This window comes from Thiohalocapsa sp. (assembly GCF_019695415.1).
Lineage (GTDB): Bacteria > Pseudomonadota > Gammaproteobacteria > Chromatiales > Chromatiaceae > Thiohalocapsa.
The window spans coordinates 1-10,637 of sequence record NZ_JAIFKJ010000499.1; the positions used below are offsets into that span (position 1 = coordinate 1).

The 10,637-nt window shown below is 66.8% G+C and carries 10 protein-coding genes; 4 read left to right on the plus strand and 6 right to left on the minus strand.

The genetic code is table 11. From position 1 onward, the window contains the following. Window positions 1-127 precede the first annotated feature (127 nt). Window positions 128-997: a chlorophyll synthase ChlG gene (gene chlG, locus I6U14_RS13830; RefSeq protein WP_296900108.1), complete on the plus strand. Its 870-nt coding sequence runs from the start codon at window positions 128-130 to the stop codon at window positions 995-997. Window positions 998-1,085: 88 nt separating this feature from the next. Continuing rightward, the gene (locus I6U14_RS13835) at window positions 1,086-2,351 is read left to right on the plus strand and encodes a geranylgeranyl diphosphate reductase (protein WP_296900101.1); all 1,266 of its coding nucleotides are present in this window, start codon (window positions 1,086-1,088) and stop codon (window positions 2,349-2,351) included. Between the two features lie 93 nt (window positions 2,352-2,444). Here I6U14_RS13835 and I6U14_RS13840 read toward each other — a convergent pair whose 3' ends face one another. Then, complete coding sequence (locus tag I6U14_RS13840; RefSeq protein WP_296900102.1) at window positions 2,445-2,654, minus strand: DUF2892 domain-containing protein; 210 nt, start codon at window positions 2,652-2,654, stop codon at window positions 2,445-2,447. Between the two features lie 384 nt (window positions 2,655-3,038). Between I6U14_RS13840 and I6U14_RS13845 the strand changes: the two genes are divergently transcribed. After that, window positions 3,039-4,457: a BCD family MFS transporter gene (locus tag I6U14_RS13845; RefSeq protein ID WP_296900103.1), complete on the plus strand. Its 1,419-nt coding sequence runs from the start codon at window positions 3,039-3,041 to the stop codon at window positions 4,455-4,457. A gap of 468 nt (window positions 4,458-4,925) precedes the next feature. Here the strand turns inward: I6U14_RS13845 and pufA (I6U14_RS13850) are convergent, their stop codons facing one another. The 3 genes from pufA (I6U14_RS13850) to I6U14_RS13860 form a co-directional block, all read right to left on the minus strand. Continuing rightward, the gene (gene pufA, locus I6U14_RS13850) at window positions 4,926-5,186 is read right to left on the minus strand and encodes a light-harvesting antenna LH1, alpha subunit (protein ID WP_296900104.1); all 261 of its coding nucleotides are present in this window, start codon (window positions 5,184-5,186) and stop codon (window positions 4,926-4,928) included. Between the two features lie 86 nt (window positions 5,187-5,272). Continuing rightward, window positions 5,273-5,416 (minus strand): light-harvesting antenna LH1, beta subunit, encoded by a 144-nt coding sequence (pufB, locus tag I6U14_RS13855; RefSeq protein WP_200238069.1) that lies wholly within the window; start codon window positions 5,414-5,416, stop codon window positions 5,273-5,275. Between the two features lie 390 nt (window positions 5,417-5,806). Beyond that, complete coding sequence (locus I6U14_RS13860) at window positions 5,807-7,711, minus strand: FAD-dependent oxidoreductase (RefSeq protein WP_296900105.1); 1,905 nt, start codon at window positions 7,709-7,711, stop codon at window positions 5,807-5,809. A 426-nt stretch (window positions 7,712-8,137) separates the two neighbouring features. Between I6U14_RS13860 and crtY the strand changes: the two genes are divergently transcribed. Next, window positions 8,138-9,346 carry a lycopene beta-cyclase CrtY gene (gene crtY, locus I6U14_RS13865; protein ID WP_296900106.1) on the plus strand — a complete coding sequence of 403 codons (1,209 nt, stop codon included), beginning with the start codon at window positions 8,138-8,140 and terminating at the stop codon, window positions 9,344-9,346. A 208-nt stretch (window positions 9,347-9,554) separates the two neighbouring features. Here crtY and pufA (I6U14_RS13870) read toward each other — a convergent pair whose 3' ends face one another. Together pufA (I6U14_RS13870) and pufB (I6U14_RS13875) are read right to left on the minus strand one after the other, a co-directional pair. Next, a complete protein-coding gene (pufA, locus tag I6U14_RS13870; RefSeq protein WP_296900107.1) occupies window positions 9,555-9,818 on the minus strand; it encodes a light-harvesting antenna LH1, alpha subunit in 264 nt (87 codons plus the stop codon). A gap of 25 nt (window positions 9,819-9,843) precedes the next feature. Next, the gene (pufB, locus tag I6U14_RS13875) at window positions 9,844-9,987 is read right to left on the minus strand and encodes a light-harvesting antenna LH1, beta subunit (protein WP_200238069.1); all 144 of its coding nucleotides are present in this window, start codon (window positions 9,985-9,987) and stop codon (window positions 9,844-9,846) included. Between the last annotated feature and the right edge of the window lie 650 nt (window positions 9,988-10,637).

Here is a 10,637-nt window from a genome sequence, read left to right on the forward strand (position 1 = left end):
CCCGGGGCCGGGGCCCTCGCCCCCGGGCCCGCCGAGCCGGACGGTCCGCGATCCACCGAATCGAGCACCCGGCAAGACAGAAACCGCCTCCGAGCACGCACTCCCCGCCCGGCCCCAGCCGAAGGCCATGCTGGAGGTACTGCACCCCATCACCTGGTTCCCGCCCATGTGGGCCTTCACCTGCGGTGTGGTGTCGTCCGGTGTCAATGTGCTGGAGCACTGGGGGCTGCTCATCGCTGGCGTGATCCTGACGGGGCCGCTGGTGTGCGCTACCAGCCAGGTGGTCAACGACTGGTACGACCGCGACGTGGACGCCATCAATGAGCCGAACCGGCCTATCCCGTCCGGGCGGCTGCCGGGCAACTGGGGCTACAAGATGGCGGTCACCGGGACGGTGCTGTCGCTCGTCCTCGGCGCGGCACTCGGCCTGTGGGTGTTCCTGGCCACCGTGGTCGGGCTGATCTTCGCCTGGATCTACAGCGCACCGCCGCTGCGGCTCAAGAACAACGGCTGGTACGGCAACGCCGCCGTTGGCTTTTCGTACGAGACGCTGGCCTGGATCACCGGCGCCGCGGTGATGCTGGGCGGCGCCATGCCGGACGAGCGCATCCTCTGGCTCGCCTTCCTGTACGGCTTGGGCGCCCACGGCATCATGACCCTGAACGACTTCAAGGCCATCGAAGGCGACCGGCAGATGGGCATACGCACCCTGCCGGTGCAGCTCGGCGTCAAGGCCGCCGCCTGGGTGGCCTGCGTGGTGATGATGACGCCGCAGTTCATCGTCGTCGGGCTCCTATTCGCTTGGATTCAGCCGGTGCATGCCGCCGCCGTTGCCGGGCTGGTGATGGTGCAGGGGGTGCTGATGCTGCGTTTCCTGGAAAACCCGGTGAAGCGTGCCACCTGGCTCAGCGGCCTCGGCGTGACGGTTTATGTGAGCGGCATGATGGTCAGCGCCTTTGCGGTCAGGGCGGCGGTTGCTGGGAATACACCTTTGTGAGTGACGAGTTTCGAGTGGCGAGGAGCGAGGGGTGAGCTCGCCTCGATACTCGGCCCTCGATACTCGCCACTCTTCTGCGGAGGATACGATGAACGACACCACCGAATTCGACGCCGTCGTCGTCGGCGGCGGCCCCGCCGGCGCCACCGCGGCGACCGATCTCGCCCGGCGCGGGCGCCGGGTGCTGCTGTTGGATCGCCCGGGGCGCATCAAGCCCTGCGGCGGCGCCATCCCGCCCAAGGCCATCGAGGAGTTCGAGATCCCGGACGCGCAGCTGGTGGCCAAGATCCGCTCCGCGCGCATGGTGGCGCCGAGCGATCGGCACGTAGACATGCCCATCGACGGCGGCTTCGTCGGCATGGTGGACCGCGAGCCTTTCGATGAATGGCTGCGCGAGCGCGCGGCGGCGGCCGGCGCCGAGCGTCGCAATGGCACCTTCACCAAACTGACCCGCGACGCCGACGGCACAGCGCTGGTCCATTATCGCCCGGCCGCGTCGACGGACCGGAGCGAGGAGATCGCGGTGCGTGCGAAGGCCGTCATCGGTGCCGACGGCGCCATGTCCTCGGTGGCCAAGCAGTGCATCCCTGGGGCCAAGGAGCTGCCGCATGTGGCTGCCTACCATGAGATCGTCCGCTCGCCGGCGCCGACCTCGGGCAAGGGGCTGCACGACTTCGAGCCGAGCCGCTGCGATGTCTACTACCAGGGCAAGCTCTCCCCGGACTTCTACGCCTGGATCTTCCCGCACGGCGGGACCACCAGCATCGGCGTCGGCACGGAGCTCAAGGGCGTCTCGCTGCACGACGCGGTGGATCAGCTGCGCAAGGAGACGGGGCTGGACAAGTGCGAGACGCTGCGCCGCGAGGGCGCGCCCATTCCGCTGCACCCGCTGCCCAAGTGGGACAACGGCCGTGACGTGGTGCTGGCGGGGGATGCCGCCGGCGTCGTCGCACCCGCATCCGGCGAGGGCATCTATTACGCGCTCGTCGGCGGCAGGCTCGCCGGCGATGCGGTGGAAGAGCTGCTGGTGACGGGCGACGCAAAGGCGCTGGCCACCGCGCGCAAGCGCTTCATGAAGCAGCACGGGCGGGTGTTCTGGATCCTCGGGATCATGCAGAAATTCTGGTACAAGAACGACAAGCGCCGAGAGCGCTTCGTATCACTCTGCGACGACCCTGACATCCAGCACCTCACCTGGCAGGCCTACATGCACAAGAAGCTTGTCAAGGCCAAGCCCGCAGCGCACGTGCGCATCTTCTTCAAGGACATGGCGCACCTGCTGGGCGTGGTCTCACCATGGCGAAAGAAGGCCGCAGCGCCGGAGGGCGAGGACGTCCGCCTGCCGTCCTCCTGAAGCCGAGCCCTCGCCCTGGCGGGCGGGGGCCCAGCGGGACGCGGCGGCCTGCCTGCCCGGCAGCACGCGTGCATGACCGCACGCGCCGCCGGCTCAGCCGTCTTTCTTGGTGGTGTCGATCTTGAGCGGCAGGTAGGCGAAGCAGGTGCGGCTCCAGCTGGTGAAGAGCAGGATCAGCGCCACGACCACCAGCAGCATCTGCAGGGCCATGCCCGGCACGAAGAAGCTCAGGATCATGATCACCGCGGCGGCGATGAGGCGGATGGTGCTGTCTTGCTTACCAACGTTCTTAGGCAGGGCCATGGGATTGCTCCGTGGTGGATGAAGGTCACACTGCGCGCGCACAGGGGCGCGGCGGCTCGTACTCGATTCGACAGGCCCGAGCTCCTTCGGTGCCCGCAGCAGCGCCGGCGCGCGAGTGTAGCAAAGCGCCGTGCGAGGCAGCGCGGCGAGCGCAGTGGGAGCAACCTCTGGCCGCGATTTGCGCGCGCGGGCTCAGCCGTCGCGGCGGGGACGCCGCTCCCACAGGGCGTACGGCGTGGGTGCGCTGCGGTTTCGCGTTTTCTCCGGGCGCCCGGATGGCCTAGTATCGCCGCGCCGGCCCGGGCAGCGCCTCCGGCGCGCCGATGACCGGGCAAGCCGCCGCGCAAGCTCAATCTTTTCAGACGCACCGAAGAGAGCCCCGACATGAAGAGCGTGATGAACTGGATCGTCCGCCTGCCCTTCGCGGACGCCGGCACCGAGCAACTGCCGCTGCCGAAGCTGCTCCGGCTGTCGCTGTTCCAGGTGTCCGTGGGCATGGCCATGGTGCTGCTCTACGGCACCCTGAACCGCGTCATGGTGGTGGAGCTTGGTGTGTCCGCCTGGCTGGTGTCGCTGATGGTGGCGCTGCCGCTGGTGGCCGCGCCCTTCCGCGCCCTCATCGGCCACCGCTCGGACTATCACCACTCCGCCTTCGGCTGGCGGCGGGTGCCCTACATCGCGCTGGGCAGCATGCTCCAGTACGCGGGCTTCGCCATCATGCCCTACAGCATCCTGATTCTGTCCGACGACACCAATCAGCTCATCTTCGTCGGCCAGTTCTTCGCCGCCATGTCCTTCCTGCTGGTGGGCGCCGGCCTGCACACGGTGCAAACCGCTGGGCTGGCGCTGGCGACCGACCTGGCACCGACAGAGAAGCGCCCGCGCGTGGTCGCCCTGCTCTATGCCACGCTGCTTCTGGGCATGGGAGGCAGCGCGCTGCTCTTCGGCCACCTACTCGAGGACTTCTCCCACAAGCGCCTGGTGGAGGTGGTGCACGCGGCGGCCCTGGCGACGCTGGTGCTGAATTTCATCGCCGCCTGGAAGCAGGAGTCCATCGATCTCAAGCGCGCGGTGGCACAGATCCCGCGGCCGCCGTTCAAAGAAACCTGGCAGGCGTTCCTCAAGGGCGGGCGCTCGGCGGGTCTGCTCATCGCCGTCGGCCTTGGCACTGCCGGGTTCAGTATGCAAGAGATCCTGTTGGAGCCTTATGGCGCGCAGGTGCTTGGGCTGACGGTGAGCCAGACCACATCGCTGACGGCCATCCTCGCCGGCGGCACCTTCCTCGCCTTCGTGCTGGCGGGCTTTGTGCTGAGCCGCGGCGGCGACGCCTACCGGCTCGCGGCCATCGGGACTGTGGTGGGGATCGGCGGCTTCCTGTTGGTCATCTCGGCGGCCACGGTGGAGTCGCCCTTGGTGTTCCGCATCGGCACCGGCTTCATCGGCTTCGGCAACGGGCTGCTCGGCGTCGGCACCCTCACCGCCGCCATGAGCCTCGCCGAGCGCGGCCATGCAGGGCTGGCGCTCGGCGCCTGGGGCGCAGTGCAGGCCACCTCTCAGGGTGTGGCCATCGCCCTTGGTGGCGCGCTCAGGGACATCACGACGGGTCTCGCCGTCGGTGGCTCCCTCGGCCCGAACCTGACCGAGATCTCCGTCGGCTATCGCTTTGTCTACATCATCGAGGTGGTGCTGCTAATGGCCGCCCTCGTTGTGCTGATCCCATTGGTGCTGAAGGCCCGGCGGGAGCGCCACAGCAAGGCCGCCCAGCCGGCGGAGGCCCAGTTCGGGCTGGATCAGATGCCTTAAGCGCCCGAACGCCTCTCAGCACTCCCTCCAGCAACCCGGGCCGAGCATCAGCGAGGCCCGGGATACCAGCCCGCCGGCATGGTCACCCATGCCGTACCCAGGTCCGCATCGGGCCCGCATCGGACCCGCGTCCGTCCCGACATCCGCGAGATGGCGCAAGCATTGCCAGCGTCTGTGAAAATCCCGTAACCGCTCGGGGCACCGGCAGCGCAGCCCGAAAATTATCGGGTCGCACGCGTACTGCAACTGGTCGCGGCCGAAAACCCATGCGCGACGGGTATAACAACGCAAAGTATCGGCCCGGTGCCGACTCGGGCGCTGCTCCCGGTGGGTTGGGAGCGGCGCCCGGTCGGCACCGGGCCTTGTGCGGCGCATCAGCTGTGATGCGCCGCCGGCGGCCTGGGGCTCAGGTCCGATGGACCGCCCGCGGGCCGCGGCGGGGTCGGCTGGAGTCAGCCTAGAGCTGGCTTATTGCGCAGCGGGAGCAGCAGGCGCTGCCGGAGCTGGAGCTGCGACGGGAGCCGGCTGGGCGACGCGCACGCTGTCTTTCCAGCCATAGCCCGGCAGAGCCAGCGCGTAGGTGTGGATCATCCACATCTGGATGAACAGGATGAAGAAGAAGGGGACCATCCAGGTGGCGGGGTTGATCACGGTCCAGATCTTCCAGTCTTCTTCAGGATGATCAGGCTCGGCGATCTTGGGGTCGGCCATCAGATACGGGACTTTCATCGGGATCTCCTCGTTTCGAAACCTTGGCGCTCTGAGCGCTTGGGGCAGTGTCAGTCAGAACCGAAGCCGGTTCAGAAATGGGGGGCTCAGAACCAGGGCTGATAGACCCAGGTGACCACATGGACGACGGTGGCGATCATGACCCAGCTCCACACGCCATGCTTCCAGTGCTCGTGGAATTCTTTCGCTTGCTCGTCGGTGAGACCCGACAGGTTCTTGGATTCGGCCATCGAAATAACCTCCGGATGAGGGATTTGATTCGAGTGCCGCCCGGCGGATCCGAACGGGACACTCCGATGTGCGGATCGAGCCTGTGCTCACTTGGGATGCCGGGCATCCAGGGCGCTTCGCGCGATCCACGAGTGTTAGTGTAACCTGACAGTTTCATGTGTCAAGGTCGATTTACAGAGTTTTTTAAAGGTTAGCCAGCGAGGGCAGGATCGGGATCCGTTCCGGCGGGTGTGCTGTGGGAGCGGCATCCTTGCCGCGACGGCTCCCCGACGCGGTTTGTCGCGGCCAGAGGCCGCTCGCACGGGACAGGCGATCGGTGCGCAGCGGCATATCCCTCTGCCGTGACGAGCTCGCTCATGCCTGCGCGGGCTCGTCGCTGGCGAGCGGCGTCAGAGCACAAGCGGGCCCTTGAGGTCGACGGCGGGAATGGGGTTCTCGCGCAGGCCCTCGGCGGCGAGCACGCGATTGGCGGCGATACGCCCAGTCATGGTGGCGGCTTCCATGAGGTTGGCGGGGACCTCTAGGCGCACGAAGTCGCCTGCCAGGAAGAGGTTCGGCACCGCCGTGTCGACGCCGGGGCGGCCCTGGTAGTCACCCGGGGCCCAGCGCGGGAAGTTCTGCTGCATGGCGTAGACATCGTAGAGGACCTTCGCACCCTTGAGCTGCGGGATCAGCTCGTCCAGCTCAGCCCGCATGATGCGCTTGATCTCGGCCTCGTCTATGACGTTGTCAGGCTCCACGGCGTAGGCGTGCAGCTCCAGCACCGAGCCCTTGTGGCGCCGCGCCCAGTCCTCGTAGGCCGGCTGCATCTGCGAGTAGATGGCGATACTGTCTGTGTAGCGCCAGCCGCTCACGGTGTAGAAAGGCACGGCCATGGGCGGGCACTCGCGGTCCAGCCAAAGGCGCCAGACGATGTATGGGTCGGCGACGCCGAGGTCCGCGACGCTTTGCACGAAGTCCGGCTCGGGCAGCTCGGAGCGGGCGACGATGCCCTGGAGGCCTGGCACGTCGCAGGCAAGCACGAAGTAATCCGCTTCCAGCTCCGGCGTCTGCTGCTCCGCCCGCGGCTGGAAGGTCACCTGATCGCTCGCATCCGCCACGGCGTCCAGCGCCACCAGCGGCACTACGGTCGGGCCCTCGGTGGGCCTGCCCTCGGCATCGTACTTGGCCCCGTGGCACGGGCAGGCGAAGCCGCCGGTGGCCGCATCCAGCCCCACCGGGCAGCCCATGTGGGTGCACCGCCCGGACAGCGCCCGGTAGCTGCCGTCCGCCTCGCGCTTCGCGTAATAGAGGTTCGCCCCCTGCCAAAAGGGGGTCCATTCGCTGCCGACGTCTGCCGCCGGCACCGTGTGTGGGCCGTCCAGGATGTCCCCCGGGCGCTTCATCACCAGCTTTTTCACGCCGCCATCGCCTGCCACAAGCCGGTCCGCCTCCACACCGGTGATCACCCGGCCGCCCAGCTCATTGAGCTGCTGGGTCATGGGCGTGACCACCGAGGTCATGGCGTCGTCGATGGTTTGGTCGTAGCCCATGCCGTCCGGGTTGCCGAGGAAGAAGAAGTGGAAGAACTTCATGCCCTCGGCGGCGGAGTATTGATCGAACTGGTTGAACGAGGTGTGCGCGAAGGGCTCGATGATGGTGTCCACCATGGGCTGGTTGACGCGCTCGCAGAAGGTCTTGAAGTCCATGTCGTCGAACTTCTCGAAGGTGCGCTCGGGGTCGTAGCGCATCAGCTCGTAGAGCTTGCCGAAGGGATTGTTGAAGTCGAGGATCGACACCGACTTGGCCTGATTCACCACCGCAAACAGGTTGAATGGAAACAGCGTCGTGGTGTTGGTGAAGCTCTCTGTGCCCTTGGCCGGGTCCTTGAAGATGACGGGATAGTCCAGTACGGGCTTGAAGTTGCCGCGCAGGCCCATCTCGTCCAGCAGGCCGTTCAGGTTGTAATACTGGTTGAAGAACCCGTGGAAGCCGTGCTCCATGGCCATGGTCTCGCCGTTGACATCGACGTTCCAGCCGGTGAGGCGCCCCCCCAGGTTGTCCGCACGCTCCACCAAGGTGACCTCGAAGCCACGCTTCAAGAGCTCATAGGCCGCCGCAATGCCGGCAAGTCCGCCCCCCACCACCACGACACGCTTTTGGTCCGCCGGCGCCATGGGTAGGGCGTCGTTGTGGTCTGAGGCAAAGGGCAGCACGGTGCGCCTGGGCTGGATGGCGTACAGGCCGGCGGCACCGAGGGCGGTGCCGGCCGCGGCGGCGATGCCGACATTGCGGATGAAGCGACGACGTTGCATGGGCAGGTCCTGACGGCGACCGTGTGCCGCCGCCGTTTACGGACGGTGCACACAGAAGAAAAGACAGGGCAACGCCGCCGCCCGCGCGACGGCGCCGCCCGCTCACCGACGGGAGTCTAGGGCGGCGCTGGCATGCACCGCGCTGACGGCCATCAACACGGGGGAGCAGTCCGCACCCCAGGCGCATGATCCACCTGCCCAATTGACCCCGCGCAAGCAACGGACGCCGCACTGAGGCCCGGCGCCTCAGGGCGCGACGAGTGAGCACTTTTGCCATGCTAGGCTTGCGGGATTGCAGGACCCGCAGCCGGTGCGGTCGGGCTGCACGCCGGCCATGCGTGCCGCCATGGCAGCGCGGCCAGCCAAAGCGTCTGCAACCGCGCCCCTGCTGCCCAGTCGCCACAACACATCCAACGGAGCCTCAGCATGGCCGCAACAACGCCAGACGCCTTCGACGCCGACTACATACTGGTGGGCGGGGGCCTGCAGAATGGGCTGATCCTGCTGGCACTGGCCGCGCGTAAGCCGGACGCCTCCGTGCTGCTGCTGGAGCAGGGCGAGACCATCGGAGGCAACCACATCTGGTCCTTCCAAGCCCTGGACCTGCCGGCGTCGGCACTGGACTGGGCGGGGCCCATCATCGAGTACGAGTGGCCCGGCTATCAGCTCTACTTCGACGAGTCTGCACGCTGGGTTAACGGCGCTTACCGCTCCCTCAGCTCCGAGCACCTGCACCGGCTGGTGATGGACGCAGGCGCCGCTTCCGACCGCATCGATATTCGACTCCGCGCGAGCGTGGCCGCCGTCGACGGCCAGGCCGTCCGCCTGACCGATGCCACGCGATTGCGCGGGCGCGTGGTCGTTGATGCCCGTGGGCCGGAGGCGGCCCGACCGCTGGGGACAGGACGCTTCTGCGGCGGCTATCAGAAGTTTGTCGGGCTGGAGTGTCGGCTCGCGAGCTCGACGGACCTCGCAGCGCCTATTCTGATGGACAGCCGCTGCGCGCAGCGCGACGGCTTCCGATTCCATTACGTGCTGCCCTTCGCACCGGACCGGGCGCTCATTGAGGACACCTACTTCTCCAACAGCCCGGACCTGGATGTCGAGACCCTAAGCCGAGACATCGTCGCCGACGCCGCGCGCCTCGGGCTGACCGTGGCCGAGGTGCTGCGCACCGAGGTGGGCGTGCTGCCCATGCCCGCCTGGAGCCACTTCCATGCCCCTGACGCGAGCCCCATCACCGGCGGTTATGCCGGCGGCTGGTTCAACCCAGGAACCGGCTACTCCTTGGCGGCGGCGGCGCAGCTCGCCGAGCACCTATCATCCGTCCCCGTGGCCGACACCTTCGGCCGCGACTGGCGGCGACTCACGCGGCGGATGCGCATTCAGGCCCACTTCCTCGCGTTCCTGAACCTATTGATGTTCGGCTTCTTCCATGACGCCAAGCGCCGGCGGCTGATGGAACGCTTCTATATGGTCTCGGACCCAGTGATCCATCGCTTCTTCGCCATGCGCAACAACCCCCTCGACATGTGGCGGATCATGTACGTCGGCGCGCCTTGGACGCCAAAGGGCTGGGCAAAGCGGGCGGAGCGACCAGCCGCGGCGCAGGCGGCCGCGTCATCGGCGGAGTGATCAGCGCGGATGAGTGAATACGGAGAGAGGGGAAAACAGCAACGCGGTGACGGCTGTCACCGCAACATCCTTGTCGCCAAGTTCCTTGCAGCCTGCGGCGCGGCGCTTAGGCGCTCTGGCTGCCGCAGGCCCTGCCGGTCGCGTCGTTCTTTGTCGTGTCCGTGTTGCGCGGACGTGCCCGACGCGGCCGGTAGACGGCTCTTGGTCCTTATTGGACCTGAACCTGCGCGACCTTCTGCTCCGGCGCCGGCTGCACGACCGCAACGGGCTCCTTCACGCGCACGCTGTCCTTCCAGCCATAGCCCGGTAGGGCCAACGCGTACCAGTGGATGATCCACATCTGGATGAACAGGATGGCAAAGAACGGAACCATCCAGGTCGCCGGGTTGATCACGGTCCAGATCTTCCAGTCTTCTTCAGGATGATCAGGCTCGGCGATCTTGGGGTCGGCCATCAAATACGGGACTTTCATCGAGTTTCTCCTCGTCGGTCAGAGCTCAGAACCAGGGCTGATAGACCCAAGTCACCACATGGACCACGGTCGCGATCATGACCCAGCTCCACACACCATGCTTCCAATGCTCGTGGAATTCCTTCGCTTGTTCGTCGGTAAGGCCCGACAGGTTCTTGGATTCGGCCATCGAAATAACCTCCGAAACGGAACGTCACTATCGGCACGGGCTGCGTGCCGCCAAGGCCTGCCGACGGTGAGGCCGCCCCGTACCTGCAAGCCTGCGGCTCTGCGTTGCGGGCCGGCCGCGACGGCGCGGCACAGGTGTTAGTCTAACCTGACATTCAGATGTGTCAAGGCCGATTTACACAAAATCCGCAACTGAATTTCGCCACCAGCTGCGGCCGGCGACGGACCCGGACCCAACAGGGCGGAGCGGGCGCCCGCTGGTACTGTCGGGTTATGAGCGCGGTGGATTCGGAGGGCGGCAAGATCAGGGTAGGCGGTTGCAGCGCCGAACAGGGCGGCGTGGCCGCGCTGCGCATTGCGGCCGCAGCAAGGGGCCGCGGGTTGGGCGCTCACGGCTGGGCTTAGGAAGAGGTCTCTGAACGGCTCAGCGTCCAGAGCGGGCCAGGCAACGCTGACTGTGTCAGCGCTCGGCCTGTTTTTGGGGGATAAGGGAGGGATTCGGTGTCAACGAATGGTCTGTCGATGCGGCCAGTTGACGGCTGTAACCCGGCGGCATGCGCCGTGGGCACAGCAGGCAGACGTCACCCAGCGTTGAACAGCCACGTGTCAAGGAGGACAATGGTTAAGAACAGAAGCATGGCCGTGGCGCGG

Bases quoted from the DNA above. Each gene is read 5' to 3' on its own strand.
- chlG (WP_296900108.1), top strand. From the start codon at position 128: ATGCTGGAGGTACTGCACCCCATCACCTGGTTCCCGCCCATGTGGGCC.
- I6U14_RS13835 (WP_296900101.1), top strand. From the start codon at position 1,086: ATGAACGACACCACCGAATTCGACGCCGTCGTCGTCGGCGGCGGCCCC.
- I6U14_RS13840 (WP_296900102.1), bottom strand. From the start codon at position 2,654: ATGGCCCTGCCTAAGAACGTTGGTAAGCAAGACAGCACCATCCGCCTC.
- I6U14_RS13845 (WP_296900103.1), top strand. From the start codon at position 3,039: ATGAAGAGCGTGATGAACTGGATCGTCCGCCTGCCCTTCGCGGACGCC.
- pufA (WP_296900104.1), bottom strand. From the start codon at position 5,186: ATGAAAGTCCCGTATCTGATGGCCGACCCCAAGATCGCCGAGCCTGAT.
- pufB (WP_200238069.1), bottom strand. From the start codon at position 5,416: ATGGCCGAATCCAAGAACCTGTCGGGTCTCACCGACGAGCAAGCGAAA.
- I6U14_RS13860 (WP_296900105.1), bottom strand. From the start codon at position 7,711: ATGCAACGTCGTCGCTTCATCCGCAATGTCGGCATCGCCGCCGCGGCC.
- crtY (WP_296900106.1), top strand. From the start codon at position 8,138: ATGGCCGCAACAACGCCAGACGCCTTCGACGCCGACTACATACTGGTG.
- pufA (WP_296900107.1), bottom strand. From the start codon at position 9,818: ATGAAAGTCCCGTATTTGATGGCCGACCCCAAGATCGCCGAGCCTGAT.
- pufB (WP_200238069.1), bottom strand. From the start codon at position 9,987: ATGGCCGAATCCAAGAACCTGTCGGGCCTTACCGACGAACAAGCGAAG.